A 22883-nucleotide genomic window follows, 5' to 3' on the forward strand; every position below is an offset into this window, starting at 1 on the left:
GACTCCACGCCTAACATGGTATATTTTACTAATAATACCAAATAAAAGGATAGAGGAGAGGACGAAACGTGAGGAAATTTAGAGCTCTTGTTTTAGCGGCCGCCGTAGGAATAGCCTTCAGCAGCAGTGTACACATTCCATCTGCGGCGGCAGCGCAACCGACTTCAATCGCTATACCGACTAATTTGGCTTTAGGCGGCAATGTAACGGCAAGTGGGGAGTTTGCGCCGCACCAAGGGAAGGATAAAGCGTTCGACCAGGATGTTTTTTCGAAATGGTTGACATTCAGCAGTCCGGCTTGGCTTCAATATGAATTTTCCGCTCCCAAAGCCGTAACCTCATACACCATTACTTCCGCCGAGGACGTACCTGACAGAGATCCGAAAAGCTGGGTGTTAAAAGGCTCTAACGACGGATCTGACTGGATTCCGCTGGACACACGGCAAAACCAAAGTTTCTCTTCCCGGCATGAGACGAAAACTTATTCATTTACCAATACGACCGCATATAAATACGTGAAATTCGATGATTTTAACAATCAGAGCGGAAGCGGTATCCTGCAGCTGTCTGAAATCAAATTATATGACGGCAGCGCGAAAACATGGAGTACGACCAAGCCCACGGTTACGGCAAGCGGAGAACATACGCCTACCAACATCAAAGAGAACCTGGTGGATGGGACAAGCGTGACCAAATGGTTAATTAAAGACGATACCGCATGGCTTAAGTTCGACTTCGGCGAACAGGTGACGCTCGATGGCTACGCGCTTACGGCAGCTAATGATAGACCCGAACGCGATCCCAAAAGCTGGGTTCTGCAAGGATCCAATGATAACAATACCTGGACCGGCATAGACACGAAAAGCGATGAGAACTTCAACGCTCGGCACCAGCGCAAGCATTACCTTCTAACTAACAATACCACGGCCTATCGGTACTACAGGCTCAACAACATAAAGAATCACAGCGGAACCTCCATACAATTGGGAGAAGTTGAATTTTCGCGCACGAATGATATCGGGCATGCCGTCAACCCGGTCATCGAAGTAAAAAATCTGGATTCGGCAGGCAACGGCAGCTTATTCACGAATGCCCTTCCCAATGCCGAGAAAGAAATCTTGGCCGTCGCACGTAAAGTACACGAACTGTTATACAGCAATCCCGCAGATGCGCCTGTCGATGTTAAAAAAATCCTGGTGACCATTGAAGATGTTCCCGGAGTGGCTTGGACATCCGGAGACTCTACGCAGAAGACAGTTGGCTTCAGTTCCCAGTATCTGAAAAATTTTGTAGCCAGCCCTTCCAAATCGCTGCGCGAAGAAATCATTGGCATTCTGTATCATGAAATAGGCCATGTTTATCAGTACAGCAACTTTGATGTGGAAGCGATAGCGGATAGCTTACGTTACCAGACAGGCTATCACGACCGTTATGGCGCGACCAAGGGTGGAACCTGGCAGACGAAAGGAACGGCGAACTTCCTTCGCTGGGTTGAAGACACGAAGAAACGCGGCTTCATCCGTGAATTGAATGCGGCTCCGATCCCTTACAACCTCTTCGGGAATGCAAATGAAATTCAGCTGTGGAAAGAAAATCAATTTAAAGTGATTACCGGAACAGACGTGAATACGCTTTGGAGTCAGTATCAGGCGACGCTGCCTAATTAGCGGTGATACTTTAGGTTCATAATGATTGAACTGAGATGAAAATATAGTTTGTGAAGAACGTAAATTTCGGATGTACTTCCGAGGTTTGCGTTCTTTTTTGTTTTTATGAAAAGGAGGCAAAGGGTTCGTATAATTCTCGGAATAGGTATATAACGAGTCCGTGATAAGTAAGCAGTCAGCGGAAGACAAGGAGCAAGGCGGTTCCTGGATACATGGGTTGCTATTGATTATTTAATTGATAATGATTATCATTACTTATGATAAGTTTCCAATCGTTAGGAACAAGCATTCGCGGATGCGATCGGGAAACTCCTGCAAGGATAATATCCATCCATTCGAAAATATGTGGTCCTCCGAAAGGGCGGCTTCTGATAGAAACGGGGTTGAATTTGTGGAAAGCGTTGAGCGACATTGTGAGATTGCGAATGAAGAAAATAGTAACTGCGGACTCACACTTAATCTAAATGAAATGTATCGAACATGCTCTTTTGAACAGATAGTGAAGGTGCCTGAAGAGATGGGCAAGGGCTACTGGAAATGTATTCGTACGTATTCTTCTATAGACCTAGTAATATGCGACGTACGCTTTACTAAAAATATGACCCTGAGCAGTAAAGAAGGAGGGAATAACATAAACCTTGGATTCTGTCTCGGAGACAGCATCCGTTGGAGCGTAGAAGGAAGAAAGGGCGAATTTGGACTCGATCCGTGGGAGGTCTCCGCTTTTGGCAGTATTCAAACTAGCAATCGATGTCAGTATGACGTCGACAGTCACTTTCAAGGTCTTACTCTAAAGCTTAATCACATGGAGTCGATTGGGCCCCTGCACCATCTTCCCCTACACAAAATATCGTCCGCCTTATCAGGAAATTCCGGACTCTTCTATAACAGCCAAATGACATCCGGAATGAAACGAATTGTTCATGATATCATTCACTGCTATTACCATGGTGATATCAAGCATATTTACTTGGAAGGAAAAATATTGGAACTAATTGCCTTGTATCTATACGAAGTTATTTTGGAAAAGAACACCTCCTCTCCAGCGCTTGGTCTGTCCAGAACGGAGGTTGCAAGCCTTCATCTCGCCAAAGACATACTGGATGGCGATTTGATTTCCCCGCCTGGTCTAGGAGCACTCGCCAAGCGGGTATGTTTGAACGAATTCAAACTTAAAAAAGGATTCAAATTGCTGTTTGGCCTGCCAGTTCATGCTTATGTGATCGACCGAAGGCTGGAAGCTGCCTTCCACATGTTAGAAGAAGGCAGAATGAAGATTACGGAGGCGGCCTATGCAGTAGGTTTCGGGAAGACAGGTCATTTTTCCGAACAATTCAAAAGAAAATACGGTGTCAATCCCTCCGAGTACTTCCGACAATTTCGCCAGTAAGAAAGAACAAAATCCGTATTTGTGTTTTTTACTCCCGATTTGGGTATCTGGATCAAGGGGGGAAGTGGGATACTAGTTCATGACAGTTGCTAGGAAGCAATCGTAAAGGCTTTTTTTTAAAAAAATAATTGATAATGATTATCATTATCTATAAATGAAAGGGAGAGACGATGAAACGAGTACTAGTTTTGGCCATCCTATGTTGCATGTTGGTAATAACCGCATGCGGAAACCAGACGACCCGCGACGGGGAGAATCAACAAAATTTTAAAGAGATTGAAAATGCCAAGGGCGACAAGGTTAAAATTCCGATCCATCCTAAGCGCATCGCCGACCTTTCAGGATCAACGGAGGAGCTTCTGTTACTTGGAATACAACCGATTGCCTCAGGGAATACGGATTTCGGCAATAGAGCCGTATTGTCTCCAACGATTAAAAATCTTTTAAGCGCAGATACAGTCAATTTGGGTTGGTACGCAGAGCCGATCAGCCTGGAGTTAGTCGTATCCGCTAAACCGGATTTGATTATTCTGGGAACCTTATTTAATGAAAATCTGTACGAGCAGCTATCCAAGGTTGCCCCGACAGTGATTGTGCCCTATCCCTATTACGAGTGGAGAAACCGTTTTGCCTTTTTAGCGGATCTTTTTGGAGAAGAAGAGAAGAAGGATAAATGGTTGTCTGAGTATGACAGAAAGGTAGAAGAATGGAGCAAGAAATTAGAACCTGTTCTTGGGAACGAAACCTTTGCTGTAATCGAAACCTATCCTAAAAATCTTGTCATCTACTCCTCATCCGGAACTGCTGAGCTTATTTATACGGATCTTGCATTGAAGCGTACGGACGGCATTCCAGAACCTGAAAGCTGGGGAGGGCGGGAAATAAACCTTGAATCCTTAGCGACGATCAATCCTGACAACTTGATACTAATGGAGAACAGCGAAAACACAATGAACGACAGTAAAGTTTGGAACAATCTCAAAGCCGTACAGAAAGGGAATGTCTACAAAATATCGAATATCGACAATTACAATTATTCCTTCACGGCGATTGGTCGTATGGAGCTGCTCGACCGACTCGGAGAGCAAATATTGAAAAACCATAAAAGCAACGAATAGATAACTCCAATTTTTTGTATAGAAGGTCTGGGTGTCCTTGCCTGATATTCGGGCAGGGATGATTTTGTTTTTCACTACATAAAAGGAAAGGAGTGGAGGCAGATGAGTTTCAAGTCCGAAGTGTCGGGCCTGTTGCATATTGCCGGCGAGAAAAAGGGGCTGTTGACGGTCGCAAGCGTGTTCTCCTTCTTTTCCAGCTTGTTGCAGCTTGTTCCTTTTGTCGCGGTGTATAAGATAGTCGAGGAATTGTTGAACCATGCACAAAGTCCTGAGGGTGCAGACAAGGAGCTTATTCTGTATTGGGGGGGCGTCGCGTTTATAGCCTGTATGGGGGCTTTGGTAGCTCTGTATATCGGCGGGATGTGCTCACATATCGCTGCGTTTACTATTCTCTATCAGCTTCGGGTGCGCCTGGCAGAGCATGTTGCCAAAGTGCCAATGGGTTACCATACGAAAACGACTACGGGCGAATTGAAAAAAATTATCGAAGTCAGTGTCGAAAAAATCGAGAAATTTATTGCCCACCAATTACCCGATATTGTCAGTGCGGTCATGATACCGCTTTTATTGATGGGCTATTTTTTTTGGCTGGATTGGCGCTTGGCGCTGGTTCTGCTCATCCCGATCGGATTCGGATTTTGGCTTCAGACCCGTATGTTTACCAGCGAAAGAGGACAAACAGCATATCGCGAATTTCAATACGCCGTGGAAGAAATGAATGCAACCGGTGTCGAATATGTCCGTGCAATGCCCGCTGTGAAAATATTCGGTATTTCGGCCGAATCCTTCCTGACGTTTAAGCAATCCGTTGCCAACTACCGTGATATCTCATTGAAAATAACGGATTTATGCAAGACGCCGTACAGTCTTTTTTTCGTTATTGTCAGTTCTTTGTTCACGTTTATCGTACCTGTGGGCATTCTTCTTGGAAATGGTCATTCCGGAAATCAATCGTTTGCCATTACTTTTATTCTGTTTCTGATCGTTACACCGAGCTTATCGGTACCGTTATTGAAGTTGATGCATGCGGGAAGCGGGATGCGAGAAATTGTTGAAGGCAATAAGCGTATTGAGGCCATTTTTTCCGAAGCGATGGTGACGGAACCGGCATCTCCCCAAGTTCCAACCGTGCACGATATCGCCTTTAAGCAGGTTTCCTTCGCTTACGAAACGAAAGAAAGCAAGGATTTTAAGCCAGTGCTTAACGGTATCCATTTTGTTGCGCGAGCGGGTGAGATGACCGCGTTGGTCGGTCCTTCAGGCGGTGGGAAATCGACCATTGCCAATCTGCTGCTGCGTTTCTGGGATGTTCAGGAGGGCGACATTACGATTGGGGGCGTTCCGATTCGTGAGATGGGGACGGAAAAGCTGATGGATACGGTTTCCTTCGTGTTTCAGGATGTGCATCTGTTCTATGATACGATCGAAGCGAATATCCGGATGGGAAATACGACCGCTTCCATTGAAGAGGTCATCGCAGCTACGAAGACGGCCTGCTGCCATGAATACATCGAGAAGCTGGCGTACGGGTACGATACCAAAATCGGGGAAGGCGGAACCTATTTATCCGGCGGAGAGGCGCAGCGGATTGCGATTGCCCGTGCATTGCTGAAAAATGCGCCGATCCTCGTGTTGGATGAAGCAACAGCTTATGCGGATGCTGGGAACGAAAAGAAGATCCAGCGGGGTCTGGCCGAGCTGGTCAAAGGAAAAACCGTCCTCATCATTGCTCACCGCCTGTCTACGATTCGCGCGGCAGATCAAATTCTGTTCGTGAAGCGGGGAGAAATTGCGGAACGGGGAACGCATGACGAACTGCGGAAATTAAACGGCCTGTATGAGCAGATGTGGCAAGCTCATATCAGCGCAGCTTCATGGAGACTCGGCGCGAAAGACAACTCGCCGGCACATGCGGTCGCTGCAAAGGGGGGCTTAGGCTAATGAACCGTTACTTTACTAACATCTCGGGAGGAAACACCAGAAGCTTATGGCCATCCTCCTTTGCGGCCTTACTGGATGGGATCTCTAAAGTCATTCCGGCCGCTTTGCTTGTTGATATTTTTAATACGATCTATAGCTCCTTTGCGGAACCGGAGGCGGGCTTGAGTACCGGACGGTTATGGGTGGTATGCGCCTTTTTGTTTTTTTGGCTGATGGTGTCTTATGGGGCGTACGCCTTACTTTACGACAAGTCGTACAAAGCAGCCTATAGCCTGGCTGCATCCGGCCGCCTGAAGTTGGCCGAACATTTGCGTCATCTGTCGCTCGGATATTTTGGCAAACGAGATCCGGGGGATGTTACCAACCTATTATTAAGTGACTACTCGCAAGTTGAGCACACGATTTCCCACAATGTGCCTCAACTCATCAGCGCTATCATACTGCCCCTCCTGGCATTGTCGGGACTTATGTTTCTGGATTGGCAAATGGCATTAGCGATGTTCGTTGCTGTTCCGTTCGGCGTACTGCTGCTTTGGCTGACGGACGCGCTTCAGGCGCGTTTAAGCGAAACTCATGTCAAGGCCAAGAATGAAGCCGCCAGCCGGCTGCAGGAGTATTTAACCGGAATACGCGAGATCAAGGCCCATAATATGGGAGGGAAACGGTTTGAGCGATTGCGTCTTTCATTTGATCGGTTAATGCGTGCGTCCATCCGCTTGGAAGGCGTTATGGGACCCTTGATTATGGGCGCGATGCTGCTGACCCGCTCTGGGATGACGATCATGATTTTTGTCGGCAGCTACTTGCTGGTCGGCGGAACACTTTCACTTCCCGTTTTTCTCCTGTTCTTGCTGGTGGGTACCCGAGTATTCGAGCCGCTGACTGTGGTGTTGATGAACTATGGAGAAATTCGGTATTCGGCCTATAGCGCCCAACGCATCATGGACGTGCAGCAGGAACAACCGATGCAGGGGACAGATAGCATTCAACCTCAGGGGCAGATTGTTTTTGACCGGGTCCTATTTGGCTATGATGACAATGCACTTATCATTAGGGACTTGTCATTTACGATTGAACCGCGAACCATTACGGCTTTGGTTGGACCGTCAGGCAGCGGGAAGAGTACGGTAACGCGCTTGATTGCACGATTTTGGGATATCCAACAGGGGACGATCGAGATTGGTGGTCAATCCATTCGACATGCAAATCCGGAGGATCTTTTGAAACATATTTCTATGGTGTTCCAAGACGTTTATTTATTCCAGGATACTATCGGCAACAACATCCGAATCGGAAAGATGGACGCTGCTCAAGAAGAAGTGGAAGCAGCGGCCAAGCGTGCTTGTTGCCATGAATTCATCTCTCAATTGCCTCAAGGCTATGATACGCCGGTAGGAGAGGGCGGCTCGACGCTATCCGGCGGAGAGAAGCAGCGGATATCGATTGCCCGTGCCTTGCTGAAAGACGCGTCGATCGTGCTGCTCGACGAAGCAACCGCTTCACTTGATCCTGAAAATGAATCTGCTGTACAAAAGGCTATTAACGAACTGGTCGCCGATAAAACCGTCATCCTTATCGCGCATCGATTGAAGACGGTTCAACATGCGGATAAGATACTTGTACTTGATCAAGGTCAACTTGTTGAAGAAGGTACTCATATGGAGTTGTTGAAAAGAAAGGGATTATATGCAGATTTGTGGAGCTTGCAGCAAGAATCCGACGGATGGCGAGTCAAATAAGGACGCTTTGTATCTAGAAAGTCAGGAGGATTTTATATGAGTCCAACAACCGTAGATGAAAAAGGAAAACAGCAGGATTTCATCTTGAATGTAAATCTGTGGAAAGTGATGCTTCAATTATCATGGCCGGCGATCATTGCCATGGTTCTCTATGGATTAAATGCGGTCATTGCTGCCGTTTTTGTAGGTCGTTATATCGGAGAAAGCGCTCTGGCCGGGGTTTCCGTAGCCTATCCGCTAACCCAGATCAGTGTCGGTCTAGGCTCCTTAATCGGGGTTGGCGCTGGCTCAGTATTAAGTATGGCCATCGGCCGGCAGGACAAGCGCACACAGGAACGGCTGCTCGGGCATGTCAACTATCTTTCCCTTATTGTAACCGTGATTTATATGATACTGGGTCTGCTATTCTCCACTCCACTCATAAGGATGATGGGAGGAGAAGGCGAAGTGTTGTTCCTGGGGGACCGTTTCTTTAGAATTACAGTCATAGGCTCGTTTTTCTGGATCTATGGTCTGGCAGCCAACATGATTGTAAGAGGTGAAGGAAAGATGAAGTCGGCGGCCGTCATGATGGGAATCGGTCTGGCGGCAGATATCTTGTTCAACTATATTCTGGTGGTCGTTCTTGATTCAGGTGTAGAAGGGGCCGCATGGGCCACCAATATCAGCATGTTTGTCTACACGCTTCTGGGCTGGATTTACTTTGGCAAAGGTTTTGCTTCCTTCCAAACAAAGGTCTTCTCCATTTATAGGGATGCCGCCACTGTCAAATCGATCATTGGACTGGGCTTGTCTTCGCTAATTATGAATGTGATGAGTCTGGTGCAGGGGGTTGTCGTTTTCAACGCACTTGCTAAATTTGGGACGATGCTGGATATTGCCTTTTATGGCGTGGTCTATCGTGTGTTTACTTTTTTACTTACGCCGATCTTTGGTTTAATGCGTGCCCTGCAGCCAGTCATTGGTATAAACTACGGCGCTGGGCAATATGAGCGCGTTATAAAAGCCTACAGAATATTTACCGTTGCCTCCATGCTGTTGACCTTGCCTTTTTGGATCTTTTCCATGGCCGCTCCCGAAATGATTCTGGGCTTCATGCTGCCGGATCAAGTATTTACGGGAACACAATCGATGTATTTCCGAATTCACATGGCTATTTTACCGCTATTGTCGATGATTTTTATGGCAATGACATTTTTCCCTTCTATTAATAAAGGAAAACCGGCAGCCATTATCGGAATTGCAAGACAGCTCGTTTTCTATATACCGGTCATGTTGATTTTACCTAAAATGATGGGAGTCTCCGGCATTTATTTGGGTTCGCTTGCGATTGATGCCATCATTGTACTCTGGACTGTTGTTATGGTCAGAAAAGAATTTACGAGACTCAAGACAAAAGATAAGGTCTCTGTTATAAATACTTAGTGACGTACCTGTCATTGATGGGATGTTCGCGTGAGTCAATTCTAGTAGAAGTTTCTGCATGTGGTGAGCAGGAGCTTTTTTATTTATGTATAAACAATAAGGGGATTATTCAGGAGCAGCTAAGTTGCGAACCTTACATTAAATTAATGCCAACATTACAGGATCCTTAAATAGGATAAAATGTTCCAACTTCATTTGAATTAGAATCAGTTTTATGGTAAATATAAATACTAAATAAATTTAGTGAGTGAATCAGGGGCGGAATATCAAAGTTCCTATAAAGGAGGGAGAAACAATGTCAGCATATATTCAACCAATCTTTGTGGCAGCGATCTTTTTTGTTGTTTTAACATTTGCCTTAGTTATCCCATGGCTCATTTATACATATAGAAAATATAATTTTCTGCCATTTTCTACCACGTTAATTTCATTTTCATTTATCTTTTACTTTCTAGCCGCGTTATTTTTAGTATTGTTGCCTTTGCCAGAAATACGCAATACTTGTTCGCTACAAAAACCGGGTACACAACATTATTCACTTCTGCCATTTCAATTTATAGTGGACACCTTTGGGAATAGCGGCATTGTGTTATCACAGCCTGCAACTTATAAACTGTTATTTAACCAACCATCCTTCTATCAAGCGTTTTTCAATTTCTTGCTATTATTACCTTTTGGTGTTTACTTGCGATACTTTTTTCAAGACAAGAAATACTGGAAGAAAGCTCTAGGAATCACGTTCTTATTAACATTATTTTATGAGGTAACACAGGTAACCGGCATTTACGGGATTTATAATTGCCCTTATCGCATTTTTGATGTGGATGATTTATTGTTGAATACTACTGGCGGGGTACTGGGTTTCTTTATTGCTCCAGCTGTGTTAGCGTTATTCCCATCCAAAAAGAAAATTAATGAGAAAGCAGAAAGATTATTGGCTCTTGATGAAGTAAGAGGGATGTCTGTGTTGCTGGCTGTTAGTATTGATCTATTTATCAGCAACATGGTAGTTAAAATAGTGTTGAGTATGACCAACGTTAATATGGTTACTGAATTTATTGCGAGTACAATTACACTTTCTGTAACATTTTTTATTATTCCATGGATTTGGAACGGATCGACAGTCGGTACGAAAATTATGCGCTATCGCTATGACAGTAAAGTAAGTCGTGTGGAAACAAACAAGCGATTATTTAAACGCTTTGGTGCTATTTACGCGATATACTTCACAACAGCAATTGCGAATACTTTGAATAACGTGGAAATATCAATGGATTCTCCATTTTATAAGGCATCTATATTCTTAACGCTAGGTGCTGGATTGACCTTTATCACTTTAATGATCGTGTTGTTCATCCATATTGTATTAGTCGTGTTTGGCAAAGAAAAACGCCGCTTTTACTTTGATGAAGCTTCTGATTTATATACAACCAGAAAAAAATAATGCAGAAGGGCGATTCCTTTTTGTTATTTTTAGAGAAGATCGCCGAGACAGTCCCCACGGAGCGCCCGCTCAAAAGATTCACCTAAATCCTATTCAATAGCAAAGGGGTACCCCGTAGTCTTAAATGGCTACGGGGTACCCCTTTTTTTGTGGATTTAAGCTTGTTGTAAGGTTGGTATGAATTTGCTGTAAGGTTCGCAGCCTATAGTATAAGTATCAGCAAATTAAGAGGTGAAATGAATGGAACCATTATTAAAAGTAGAAAATATAAAAAAAGTGTACGGGAAGTTAAGTGCTGCTTACACAGCGTTAGAAAACGTGTCTTTTGACATTCATGCAGGTGAGTTTGTAGGGATTATGGGACCTTCCGGAGCGGGAAAATCAACCTTGCTAAATTTGTTAGCAACCATTGATTCTCCAACTCAAGGGAAGATTTATATGAAGAACAAGAGTATTCATGACATGAAGGAAGCAGCTTTGGCAGACTTCCGACGTGATAATCTCGGTTTCATCTTCCAAGATTACAATTTACTCGATTCCTTGACTGTAAAGGAAAACATATTGCTTCCTCTGGCGATTGCTAAAATTCCAGCGAAGAAAATCAATCACCTCGTGACTCAGATCTCTAAAGTATTTGGTATTGAAGATTTACTGGAAAAATATCCCTACCAAATTTCTGGTGGTCAAAAGCAAAGAACCGCTGCGGCTAGAGCGCTTGTGACAGAGCCTGCACTGATTTTGGCTGATGAACCAACGGGTGCGCTTGACTCCAAATCAGCAACAGATTTATTGGAAAGCTTAAGTACTTTAAATGAAAATAACAATTCGACCATTATGATGGTGACCCATGATGCGTTTGCCGCAAGCTTCTGCCGCCGGATTATTTTCATCAAGGATGGTTCATTTTCAACAGAAATATATCGTCGTGATCAGACACGCAAAGCCTTCTTCCAAGAGATCTTAGATGTTCATGCAGCAATTGGAGGTGAGGTAGATGACGTTATATAGTCTAGCAAGAAGAAATATAGCACGAAACTTTTCTCAATATTTTTTATACATTGCATCGATGGTGTTTAGTATCATCATTTACTTTACATTTGTGACATTAAAATATAGTGATACGATAGCAGAACAGACGGCTTCATCCCAAAAACTAGGTTCGCTAATGAGTGGGGCGGCAGTCATTCTCATCTTTTTCGTTTTCATATTTATAGCCTATTCCAATTCATTTTTTATGAAAAAACGTAAAAAAGAAGTGGCATTGTATGCGTTGCTGGGTGTACGTAATCGTCAAATAGGCTTTATGCTCTTTTTTGAAAATTTATTATTAGGATTATTCTCTTTAGTAGTAGGGATTGTACTTGGGTTCCTTTGTTCAAAAGGATTTATGACGATTTTGATTCATTTAATGGGTTATGACGTTGTAGCACCCTTTACATTTTCAGCGGCTGCAGCGATGAACACTGCTATCGTATTTCTGGTTATTTTCTTAGTGACATCGTATCAAGGCTATCGCTTGATTTATCAATTTAAGCTGATTGATTTATTTCATGCTTCGAAAAAGGGAGAACTGGCGCCCAAATCATCTATGATAGTAGCTGTTCTTGGAGTATTGCTAATTGTCTTGGGCTATTGGTTGGCGATGCAGGACCTTTTCACTTCTAAGGTATGGGAAAAAGTTGGATTTCTCATGACCGTATTAATTATTTTAACAACGGTTATTATGGGTACATTTTTATTGTTCCACAGTGTGACTGGCTTTGTGTTAGCAATGATTAAGAAAAATGAAAAGTGGCTGTGGAAAGGCCTTCATGTAATAACCATTTCGCAACTGCTCTATCGTATCCGTGGGAATGCACGTACATTAACTGTGATTGCCGTGTTAAGTGCTACGACAGTAACTGCTGGTGGAGCGGTGTATAGTCTTTATTACAATACGAATGACTCGGCGAAAACTATTAATCCGAATACCTTTATGTATCAATCAACAGATGCAGAAATGGATAAACAAGTGAGTGCTGTACTATCAGATACAAAATACGATGAAAATATCGAAGCACTGTCCATTACGTTTCATACGAAAGAATTAAACTCGCCATCAACATTCGATAGCTCTGATAAAAGAGGATATACAGTTATCGATGAAAAAACATACAACAAATTAGCAAGTGTACAACATAAAGAAAAATTAAATGTAAATGATGGCTGCGCGGTTATTTTAGATATCGGATATGATAAGAGGTTCTCACCTATATATACAGGAAAAACGATAACAACAGGAAACGGCCATCTACTCACGTTTCAAAGTTTTAGAACACAAACCGTATTGAATGGAGGCACAGCAGGTATAACAGTGGTAGTCTCGGATGACCAGTATAAAGTATTGCGAAATGATGGAGAAGTGCTACACTATCGTGTTCTTGGAGTAGATCATGCCTCTGTAGATTTATCTAAAAAAATTGCAAACCAATTACCTGAAGAAGCGCTATTTTCCAGTGCTCCTCAAGATTACCAAACAAGTTTGGAAAGTGTGGGTTCTCTACTTTTTATCGGAAGTTTCCTTGGCCTCGTATTTCTGGCTGCAACAGGCAGTATCATTTACTTTAAAGTTTTAACAGAGGCAGAAGAAGATAAATCACAGTACAATATGCTGCATAAAATGGGTGTCGGTGCAAAAGAAATGCGAAAATCCATTGCGTCACAGGTATTCGTTATCTTTGTTGTACCGTTGGCAGTAGGGTTATTGCACAGTGTAGTGGCTTTAAAAGCATTCTCTGGTCTACTGATGATAGATTTAGCAAAACCTGTGTTGCTCTGGATGATTGCTTATACCGTAATTTACGGGTTGTATTATTTCTTAACCGTAGCTTCTTACAATCGTATTATCACACTAAATAATAGAACAGAAGGATGATTGAGATGAGAAAATTTCTAATTACTATTGGTATTTTGTTTGTTATAGGAGCTATAGGTGTCTTTGCTCTAGCTAAAATTGACTTCAATCGCTTTAATGCCGAAACTTACTATTTACAAATAACAGAGGACGGGAAACCCCATGAATATAAACTGAGCGATGGTACAGTGATGACCTCCTATTCGTATACACTAGATGCTACAAATGCCAAAGGTAAAACAATTCCACTTGAATTTAATGCACAAAAAAATCTTCGTAAAGGAGCCTACTTGAAAATGTATGTAAAAAAAGGCGATCAAGTATCATCCTACGATGAAGTGAAATTAGAGGATATTCCGCAAAAGGCGCAAAAAAATTAATAAATTGAAGAAGGGCTGTCTCCAAAAAAGAACAGTCCTTTTCTCTGCCTAACGAGTAAGTAAGACAATTGTATTATAAAAGTATAGTAATGGTGGTTCCCATATTTTCAACGCTCGTCAAATCGAGTTTCCCCTTATGAGCCCAAATAATGTCTCTTGCGATTGCCATTCCTAACCCAGTACCATGCTTGCTTGCCGTATTTGTACCCCGATAGTAGCGTTCGAAAACCTGTTCCAGATCTTTAGCTGGAATACCATGGCCATTATCAGAAATCGAAATTTGGGTATGAAATTCTGGACCTGGAGATAGGCTGCCGGACGGGTGCTCTTGTCCATATTTGGGATGAATGGTTTCCACTCGAATCTTCACCACGACATTTTCATCGTTATGCGCCAGCGCGTTGTAGATAAAGTTAAGGATCGCTCGTTTTAGTAATTTTTTATCCACTTTATGCACGGCTTTAACCACATTTGCTTCAAACTCCACCTGCCGTTCACCAAATGTCAGGTCATTTAAAAGTTCAATCGTCATTTCTCGTAGAAACTGAACGAGATTCACATCTTCAAATTGCAGGGATAGCTGGTGATTACGCAAACGCATTGTTAAATTAAGGTCATCTAACAAATCCTTCATATACATAGATTTACTCTTGATAATGGATGTGTATTCCTGTAATTCTTGGGCTGTTAAATCTGTGGCACTGTCGTTTATAAATTCTGCATAACCTTGAATAGAAGCAAGTGGTGTTTTCATGTCATGCGAAACATTGCTAATCCATTCCTCACGCATTTGGTCGAGACGCTTACGTTCCTCTTCATGTCGATCGAGCTTTTCAGATAGTTCATTCATATTACGAAAAACATCTTCATAAACGCCTCTGGGAGTAGGCATTTTCTTAAAACGTCGTTCCCTAAGCTGTTGAATACCATCTATTAATGTATGAAGTGGTGCAGTTAACTTTTTCCCAAATAAAAATCCAATGATGATTACAATAAGAACATCAACGATAAAAAAAATGGAAAGAAAAACATTAACGTCCTTAAAAATTTTAGCATAATCATAGGTCGTTACGTAGCGGGCTACTTTCGGATTTTTAATCCCTAAAAAGTAACTGAAATTTTGAGCTTTGCTGACAAAAACAGTCGTGCTTGCATCTAATTCTTTATATTTATACATTTGGACAATTTCAATAGGGGAATACTCTGTTTGCAATTCTTCAGGTGTATAAAATGCTGATACTTGCTCCCCATGGTTATTCAAGAATTGTACCCAAGCGCTCATATCTTGTAGTTTTTTGAGGCCTTCTTCGTTCACAACAGGTTTGCCAGAATGTAGTTCTACATATTGTGAAAAGGTCCGGCTAAAGGTTTCTGCAGACGCTTCTTCAATGCCGAAAATATTATACTTTAGCTGCATAAAGAATAGGGAAAGGAACAAAATCGCGTTTACAATACCAACGATCACAACAATAGTCATAACCGATCTTAAAAAGCGGAGTGTCAATTTCCATTTCAACTTGTCTCACCCCTTGGTATGTAATTTATAACCTAACCCTTTAACCGTTAATAAAAAGGAAGGCTTTGAAGGATCTGCCTCAATTTTTTCGCGTAAGCGCCGAATATGTACCATCACTGTATTATCGGAACCCAAAAAATCTTCACCCCACACCTGTCCAAACAAGGTTTCTTTGCTTATTATCTGATTCGGATGATGCATAAAACAGCTCATTAAACCGACTTCTTTGGCAGTAAGCACAACGGCTTCGCCATTCTTTTTTAATTCTGTCTCATTGGCACTAAGCTCAAAGGGGCCAACTTGCAAACTTTTCGGAGCCTTCTTTTCCTCTGTAAAGCCAGCTCTTCTCAGCTGTGCCTTTACCCGATAAGCGACTTCTTTCGGACTGAACGGTTTAGTAATATAATCATCGCCACCTATCGCCAGTCCTAAAAGCTTATTAATTTCCTCATCCTTTGCAGACATAAATAAGATCGGTGCATTTGACGTTTCCCGAATTTTCCTGCATAAATCATATCCTTCTCCATCTGGCAGCATAATATCTAGCAATATAAGCTCAGGATTATACTCCTGAAACTTTTCCCAACCCTCCGCAACGGTCCCGGCAGTTACAACGTCTGCAATACCTTCTTTATGTAAAACTGTCTTCATCAGACGCGCTAAATCATCTTCATCGTCAATGATTAAAACCCATTTATGACTTACCATTTGTTTCCCTCCATAACACACTCTTTATCTACATTATAAAGTACCCATTAATTCTTTCGTAAAAAAATTCACGGTTCATACCCATGAAGCCGCTGAACACTTTCAAGTATTGGAATAAATCCCTGATTTATTCGATAAATTCAGACCCGGCACCTCCGTAGCGGTCAATGCGTAATTTATAGAGCTTAACCTCATCCATATCCGAAAGATTGACGCTCTCGAACCTGTTTGAACAGAAAGCTGAGGTCCACGTACCTGCCATTGATGAGATGTTCGTGTAATTATATACTAAGCTCTGAAATAGGGTTGACGATAGTTTGCATAATTAAGCGAGTGTGTATGATTTTTCACCTAGAATTTTATGGATTCCAAGCAAAAAAAGCTGACACCCGACGGTGCCAACTTTTTTCTATTTCTCCTGCAGCATCATTTCCCACAACTGCGGGGTGTCGTAGCCGAGACGCCAGGCGGCGACGCCGGCAAGGTCATACTTGCGCGCGATAGCCAGGCGCTGCTTGACCGTGTCGTTGTCTTCCAACCAGAACACGTGCTTTTTGCCGTCTTCGGTATAGTCGACCCGGTACTGCTTGAACTCGTTATCCCACGTTTTAGCGGCTTTCTTGGCCGTGATGAGCGCGGGGATGTCCTTGAGCAGGATCGCCTTGTTCTCCACAGGCTTGCCTGCGGCATCCAGGGTCCAGTCACGGACATAGTAGGGGATGCCCATGATCAGCTTGTCCCGCGGAATCCCGTAGCTCAGGAATTCGATCACGCCCTGCTCCGCCCAGGGAAGACCGGATACGGAGCCCGGCTCCGTGCTGCCTTTCCAGTACTGGTCATAGGCCATGATGGCGATGTAATCCACGTATGTAGCGAGTTTCTCATGGTCATACGCGGTTTTGTCGTTCCATTTGATGCTTCCCCGCGGCAGATCGACCGAAACGCTCAGTTTTTTCGCGTGAGCGGCATTCGCAAACTGCTTGACGAAAGCCGTGTAGCTCGCCCGGTCTTTGGCGCTCAGGCTTTCAAAGTCGAGATTGAGCCCGTCCACTTTCAAAGCGGCGGCTTTATCGACGATCTGGCGGATGAAGGCGGTCTGCGCAGCGGGATTCGCCAGGAAAGCCGAGGTCATTTCCGCATTAAACTGGTTGTTGATCAGGGGATACACGGTAAATCCCTGCTTTTTGAGCCAGTCGACCGTAGCCGCTTCGGACTTGTCGTCGACTTTGCCGCTCGCGTCCGCAAGCTGGAAGTAGGTAGGCGATACCACATCAAGGCCGACGGTGCCGGATGCTTGCGTTTGGATGGTCGAGGCTGCGGAAGAGCCCGTCCAGCCCCAGTACTGCATTTTGCGGAGATTATCCCAGATGACATTGCGGTCCAAGGTACGGATCGTGCTGTTCGAATATTTGGATGCGTACTCCAGCGCCTGAGGAATGGTGTTAAAATCTCCGATCAGCGTGTTGTTCTGCAAAACCTGATAGTTCGGATAATTGCTCCAGATAATTTTGCCGTTATAAGAGATTTCGCTGTGGGCCCAGCGGGAAGCATAGGCCGCAGCCGCGTCAAGCGACTGGAATTCACTCAGAAAATTGTCGCTCTGATACACTTTGTAGGAAGCTTCGTTCGTATGCACAACCGCATTGTCGGTCGTTCTGACGACTTTGGAACCCCCCCATTTAAGAGATTCGCCAATGGCGTCTTCCAGATAAGCGAAGCTCCAGGCAGGCGCCGAATATGTATCTTGATAGACCCGGTAGACGGGCGTTCCGGAACGGAGGGAACTTTTGTCGGCGGCACTGATATTGTCCCAGGCCCACTTGTTCGTGCTCAGGTCGATAATATGAGCGTGCCTCCACTTACGGGCTTCCGCGGTCGCGTCGGCCAGCGTCGTGAATTCCCACGATGCCTGCGTGCTGTCCCCTTGATAAACACGGTATCGGGGATAGTTGTTCCAAACCCAGCCGCCGCTCTGCAAATCTCTTACGCTCGCATGTCCCCAGCGCCTGGCTTCGGCCACGGCTGCGTCCAGGGTAGGAAACGTCCACTGAGGCTGTGTAAAATCATATTGAAACACCTGATAACGGGGAAAGTTGTTCCAAAGCCACTTGCGGTTGGAGATTTCTTCGACGTGGGAATTTTTGAACTGCTTGGCGTAGGCCTCGGCCTGACTGTAGTCGGAGAGCTCCGTTACGATTTTGTTGTTCTGGTAAACCCGGTATTTCGTGGTTTTGTCCGCCGCCTGAGCCTGCAGGGGGGAGCAAAGACTGACGACGACGGCTCCTGTTAGTATCCAACGCACTGCTTTCATTTATCACGCCTCTTTCTATCAATCTTCCTACTATTTGACGTTCAGGGGGGCCGTTTAGTTGCGTTTTCCGGGATAAAAAAAGAAAAAGCCTCCCCGGCTTCTGCCGGAAAAGGCTTTTTCCAATCTCTTCGTCTACTCGTGGATATAAGCGACGATTTCGTCTTCGAGATCGAGCTGGATCTGATCGCGGAAAACGCGGAGCTGCTGCTGGCTCAGATACTGCATGATGGCCTCATAAATGTTAGCCTCGATCAGAATCTGATTGCGGCCTTCCGCAAATACTTCCGCCGAGAATCCGAGATCCTCGTCCCACATGAGGACCACCTCGACTTGGGAAGGGTGGAGCTGTTTGCGCTGCGCCATGTTGACGCATAACGCGTTCGTGATTTCCTGTTCGGTCAGTTTCATGTCAGGTTGTGCTTCTCCTTCAGCTTGTCGGCTTTACGCTTGTCCATGAAGTAGACGACAATACGGCGGATCACCATCACGATGAGCAGGATGGCAAGCATGTTGACCATGAAACCGAGTACGTTGCCGAGCATTCCCATGCCCCCGAACAATCCTCCGAAGAGCATGCCGGCCAGACCGCCGATCAGAAGGCCTTTCATCAGACCGCCGCTGAAAAATCCGCGTTTTTGAGTCGGAGCGGTAGACGTCGTTTTGGACGAATTGCTTGGTGTCGATTTGTTAACGCTATCGTTGGATTTATTGGTTGTGGACGGTGTATACGATTTTTTGGTGGAGCTGTACGATTTCTTGGCCTCGACGGTTCCAGGCATAGTCACCGAAAACGTAAGCATACAGGCCATAACTAAAAGCAACCATTTCTTCAAAATATATGTCCCCCTTAAATAATTATGCGAACAATGTTCGTCTGCAAACATGCTATACGTGCGGAAGCGGGAGACGGTTTCACTTTTTTATAAAAATTTCAGGGGAGGAGTCAAAAATTTCGATAATCACTGATAATAATTATCATTATTGGTTACAATGGCTTTAGGAAAACAAAAAAAAGAGGCCCGCGAAAGGCCTCTCTTCTCCGGTAAGCATCAGGACAATTTCGATTCGAAGGTTTTGCAGTCGGTTTCTTCGGAATGACGGGCCTGGTTGCCGTCGTGGTGGCTCACGACATAAATCGATTCGGCCGCGCACTTGTTTCCGTTGGACCAGTGCCTGCAGGAATTTACTTCACACAAAACATCTTTAGCCATGCTGATTCACCTCCCTTTTCCAACTTTATTAGGGTGGGCGTATTCGGCATGGTTTTATACGTGCCTGGCCAAGAAAATTTTAAGTTTTGCGGGCATTGGGCAAATTTTTTAAAGCGATGTTCCGGTCTCTGCGGATATCCGTCTACAGCGACGTTGGACGATGCCGCGTATTTTGGTTAACATGGAAATGAAAGCATGATGTCGGCGATTACTTGGGATGAGGGGAAACGGACTATGGAGCGTTATCCGCAAGAGGTACTGGATTATTTGGTTCATTTTCACGGGGACCGTGATTTTTTTGAATGTCATGAAATTTTGGAAGAATATTGGAAGGAAAACCCGGGCCATCCGTATGCGGACACTTTGGTCGGTTTGATCCAGGTGGCTGTCGGCCTTTACCATCAGCGGAGAGGGAACAAGGCGGGGGCCGTTAAAATGCTGGGCAGTTCTCTTTCTTATCTGAACGGGGAAGATTTGAAAGGTCTCGGCCTGGAAGGGGATGAACTGGTTGCCCGGGTGCGGCAAAGAGTGCGGGAAGCGGAGCTTGATGTGGGGCCGTACGAAGATCTGGATCTTCCCGTAGAAGATCCTCTCTTGCTGGAAGCGTGCAAGCGTGAGTGCGCTCTGCGCGGATTCAGTTGGGGAGCGGCGAGCGACGCAAGCAATCTCATGCTGATCGACCGCCACAAGCTGCGGGACCGCAGCGATGTCGTGGAGGAAAGAGCCCGCCAGCTGGAAGCCAGGAAACTGCGCCGGAAGGGAGGCGAGGCGCAGTGAAGGACAAAATCGCGGTGGTCGACGACGAGCCGCACATTGCCGAAGTGGCCCGCCTCTATCTGGAGCATGCCGGTTACCAGCCGCTGCTGGTGGATCACGCGTCGGAGGTGCTCCCTCTGCTGCGCGAGCACAATCCGTCGCTTGTGATTCTCGACGTGATGCTGCCGGACGGGTCGGGCTTCGACGTGTGCCGCTCGATCCGTTCCATGAGCAAGCCGCTCTGCGACGTCCCGGTGATTATGCTCACCGCGCGCAGCGAGGCGTTCGACAAGCTGGAGGGCTTCAATGTCGGAGCGGACGACTATCTCGTGAAGCCCTTCGATCCCAGCGAGCTGATCGCGCGGGTCAAGGCGGTTCTCCGGCGCAGCAAACCGGAAGAAGCCGCTGCCGTTCCGGCCGATCCTTCGCTGCCCCAGCCGATCCGCATCGGCACCCTGACCATCGACTTCGCCCGTTACCGGGTCGAACTGGAGGGGAGCCGGATCGATTTGACGCCGAAGGAGACGGAACTTCTTTATTTCCTCGCCTGCAGGGCGGGGAGGGTGTTCTCCCGGGACGATCTGCTGGCCGGCGTCTGGGCGTTCGATTTTCCGGGCGGCACGAGAACGGTGGATGCCCACGTCAAAAATTTGCGCAAAAAGCTGGGCAACCGTCCCGAATGGCGGATCGAAACGCTTTGGGGCATCGGCTATTCGTTCGAGGTGACGGCGCATGAGAAGGGCTGAGCGCCTTCTGGATTTTTGGCGGGGACGGTTCGGCAGTTTGTACCTGCGGGTTTTTCTTTTGTTTCTCGCCGTATGCGTACTGTTCTTCGTGGGACTGGCTTTGTTCTGGAACATGTATTTCCAAAATTTCTTTTACAAAGACAAGCAGGAATTTCTGAAGAAGGGCTATGTGGAGGTAACGAAGCTGCTGGCTCCCCTTCAGGAAGGGACTCTGTCCACCCGGGAGCTGCGGATGGCGACACGCATCGTCGCACGCGGAGTGAACGGGCGGATTTTTCTCGTGGACGGAAAGGGAGTTATTCTGAACGGGTCCACCGAATACGAGACCTTCAAACTGCCCCCTACGCTGGAAAAATCGCTGGGAAGCGGCCTTGAAGGCAAGTCCGGCTTTCTCTTCGACCAGCCGCCGGGCGAGAGGCGTCCGGGCGACAAGCGACCGATGGACAGGCTGCTGACGTACTACGCGCCGGCCCAGATCGGCGGCGAAACGATCGTCGTCTTCCTGCAGGTGCCGGTGGCGGAAATACGGCAGACGATCGCGGTCATCCGGCTGATCATCCTGCTGCCGCTTCTGTTCTCGCTGCTGGCCGTCGGACTGCTGCTTTATTTCATTTCGCGCCGGATGACGGCCCCCCTGAAGCAGATGAACGCGCTCGCCTCGGCCATCGAGCAGGGAGACTTGTCCCTGCGTGTGCCTGTCACCTCGAAGGACGAGGTAGGCGAGCTGGCGGAGAGCTTCAACCGCGTGGTCGACCGGCTCCAGGAGTGGGAAGGCACGCGCCAGGAGTTCCTGGCGCAGGTCTCCCACGAGCTCCGCTCTCCGCTGACCTCGCTCAGAGGGCTCATCTCCGCCATGCGGGACGGGATTATCGAGCCGGACAAGTACGGCCACTACTTCCGGATCTGCGAGTCGGAAGTCCGCCGTCTGGAGCGGCTGGTGCAGGAGCTGCTCGATCTGGCCCGCATCCAGAACGGAGCCGGATTGCGCGAGCTGAAGCCGGTGGACATGGTGGCCCAGACCTGGGAAGTGCTGGACGTGATGCGGGAGATTTTCGCCCGCAAGCGGCTGGAGCTTGCCGAGCAGGCCCACGTGCCGGCCGGGGAAAGGCTTTTCGCCCGCCTCGATGCCGACCGCTATGCGCAAATTGTACACAATTTGCTGTACAATGCGGTTCAATTCACGCCCGAAGGCGGGACGGTTAAGGTCCGGCTGGAACGGAAAGAGGACAAAGCGGTTCTCACCGTGAGCGATACGGGAATCGGGATGACGCCGGAAGAAACCCAGCGGATCTGGGAGAAGTTTCACAAAGTCGACCGCACCCGCGGAGGTACGACGGAAGGCGTCGGACTCGGCCTGACGATCGTGAAGCATTTGGTCGAGGCCATGAACGGCCGCATTACCGTACAGAGCCGGCTCGGGGAAGGCACCTCTTTTTACGTGGAGTTTGCGCGTGTAAGGGGAAGCGGCGGGTATCCGGGCGGAAAGCCGGATGCGGACTCCTCTGCTGGATGATTATTGCAGACAAGCGCCGGGTTTTTCAAGGAAAAAAGCTTCACAGAGTAATATAATAAAGGTTTTCTCCTCTTGTATATTTTTGGGAAAAATATTCCGTTGTCAAATTCCGTTTCCTTTTATAG

Annotated in this window: 19 protein-coding genes; 13 read left to right on the forward strand and 6 right to left on the reverse strand. The window is 46.1% G+C overall.

What is annotated here, in order from left to right:
- The first annotated feature begins 68 nt into the window (after positions 1-68).
- From AC58P5_RS16650 to AC58P5_RS16695, 10 genes are all read left to right on the forward strand, one after another.
- Positions 69-1667, forward strand: coding sequence for a basic secretory protein-like protein (locus AC58P5_RS16650; RefSeq protein ID WP_497388351.1), 1599 nt, complete (start codon positions 69-71; stop codon positions 1665-1667).
- Positions 1668-2058: 391 nt separating this feature from the next.
- A complete protein-coding gene (locus tag AC58P5_RS16655) occupies positions 2059-3057 on the forward strand; it encodes a helix-turn-helix domain-containing protein (protein ID WP_497388353.1) in 999 nt (332 codons plus the stop codon).
- A gap of 170 nt (positions 3058-3227) precedes the next feature.
- Positions 3228-4175 (forward strand): ABC transporter substrate-binding protein, encoded by a 948-nt coding sequence (locus AC58P5_RS16660; protein WP_497388355.1) that lies wholly within the window; start codon positions 3228-3230, stop codon positions 4173-4175.
- A 102-nt stretch (positions 4176-4277) separates the two neighbouring features.
- On the forward strand, positions 4278-6116 hold the full coding sequence (locus AC58P5_RS16665; protein WP_497388357.1) for an ABC transporter ATP-binding protein: 1839 nt from the start codon (positions 4278-4280) through the stop codon (positions 6114-6116).
- Positions 6116-7855 (forward strand): ABC transporter ATP-binding protein, encoded by a 1740-nt coding sequence (locus AC58P5_RS16670; RefSeq protein ID WP_497388359.1) that lies wholly within the window; start codon positions 6116-6118, stop codon positions 7853-7855. Before AC58P5_RS16665 ends, AC58P5_RS16670 begins: the two co-directional genes overlap by 1 nt.
- Before the next feature lie 36 nt (positions 7856-7891).
- Positions 7892-9280, forward strand: a complete 1389-nt coding sequence (locus AC58P5_RS16675) for an MATE family efflux transporter (protein ID WP_497388361.1) — start codon at positions 7892-7894, stop codon at positions 9278-9280.
- A gap of 295 nt (positions 9281-9575) precedes the next feature.
- Positions 9576-10724, forward strand: coding sequence for a VanZ family protein (locus AC58P5_RS16680; protein WP_497388363.1), 1149 nt, complete (start codon positions 9576-9578; stop codon positions 10722-10724).
- 240 nt (positions 10725-10964) lie between these two features.
- Positions 10965-11732, forward strand: a complete 768-nt coding sequence (locus AC58P5_RS16685; RefSeq protein ID WP_497388365.1) for an ABC transporter ATP-binding protein — start codon at positions 10965-10967, stop codon at positions 11730-11732.
- A complete protein-coding gene (locus AC58P5_RS16690; RefSeq protein ID WP_497388367.1) occupies positions 11719-13638 on the forward strand; it encodes an FtsX-like permease family protein in 1920 nt (639 codons plus the stop codon). Before AC58P5_RS16685 ends, AC58P5_RS16690 begins: the two co-directional genes overlap by 14 nt.
- Before the next feature lie 5 nt (positions 13639-13643).
- On the forward strand, positions 13644-13997 hold the full coding sequence (locus AC58P5_RS16695) for a YxeA family protein (RefSeq protein ID WP_497388369.1): 354 nt from the start codon (positions 13644-13646) through the stop codon (positions 13995-13997).
- A gap of 73 nt (positions 13998-14070) precedes the next feature.
- Here AC58P5_RS16695 and AC58P5_RS16700 read toward each other — a convergent pair whose 3' ends face one another.
- From AC58P5_RS16700 to AC58P5_RS16725, 6 genes are all read right to left on the reverse strand, one after another.
- Positions 14071-15513 carry a sensor histidine kinase gene (locus AC58P5_RS16700; protein ID WP_497388371.1) on the reverse strand — a complete coding sequence of 481 codons (1443 nt, stop codon included), beginning with the start codon at positions 15511-15513 and terminating at the stop codon, positions 14071-14073.
- A 6-nt stretch (positions 15514-15519) separates the two neighbouring features.
- The gene (locus AC58P5_RS16705; protein ID WP_497388373.1) at positions 15520-16221 is read right to left on the reverse strand and encodes a response regulator transcription factor; all 702 of its coding nucleotides are present in this window, start codon (positions 16219-16221) and stop codon (positions 15520-15522) included.
- Positions 16222-16630: 409 nt separating this feature from the next.
- Positions 16631-18532, reverse strand: a complete 1902-nt coding sequence (locus AC58P5_RS16710; protein WP_497388375.1) for a glycosyl hydrolase family 18 protein — start codon at positions 18530-18532, stop codon at positions 16631-16633.
- A 132-nt stretch (positions 18533-18664) separates the two neighbouring features.
- Positions 18665-18940: a DUF2653 family protein gene (locus AC58P5_RS16715; protein WP_103994948.1), complete on the reverse strand. Its 276-nt coding sequence runs from the start codon at positions 18938-18940 to the stop codon at positions 18665-18667.
- Entirely contained in the window at positions 18937-19365 is a 429-nt protein-coding gene (locus tag AC58P5_RS16720; protein WP_497388377.1) for a hypothetical protein, read from the reverse strand. Before AC58P5_RS16720 ends, AC58P5_RS16715 begins: the two co-directional genes overlap by 4 nt.
- A 216-nt stretch (positions 19366-19581) precedes the next feature.
- On the reverse strand, positions 19582-19743 hold the full coding sequence (locus tag AC58P5_RS16725; protein ID WP_009674350.1) for a DUF1540 domain-containing protein: 162 nt from the start codon (positions 19741-19743) through the stop codon (positions 19582-19584).
- 234 nt (positions 19744-19977) lie between these two features.
- Here AC58P5_RS16725 and AC58P5_RS16730 point away from each other — a divergent pair, with 234 nt between their 5' ends.
- Genes AC58P5_RS16730 through AC58P5_RS16740 form a run of 3 tightly spaced genes read left to right on the forward strand, consistent with a single transcriptional unit; the run spans position 19978 to position 22758 of the window.
- Positions 19978-20520 carry a DUF309 domain-containing protein gene (locus AC58P5_RS16730; RefSeq protein ID WP_497388380.1) on the forward strand — a complete coding sequence of 181 codons (543 nt, stop codon included), beginning with the start codon at positions 19978-19980 and terminating at the stop codon, positions 20518-20520.
- Positions 20517-21245 carry a response regulator transcription factor gene (locus AC58P5_RS16735; RefSeq protein ID WP_497388382.1) on the forward strand — a complete coding sequence of 243 codons (729 nt, stop codon included), beginning with the start codon at positions 20517-20519 and terminating at the stop codon, positions 21243-21245. The genes AC58P5_RS16730 and AC58P5_RS16735 overlap by 4 nt, the downstream gene beginning before the upstream one ends.
- Positions 21232-22758, forward strand: coding sequence for a sensor histidine kinase (locus AC58P5_RS16740; RefSeq protein ID WP_497388384.1), 1527 nt, complete (start codon positions 21232-21234; stop codon positions 22756-22758). Before AC58P5_RS16735 ends, AC58P5_RS16740 begins: the two co-directional genes overlap by 14 nt.
- Positions 22759-22883: the final 125 nt, after the last annotated feature.

It is taken from the genome of Paenibacillus sp. JT31N7, from assembly GCF_059692095.1.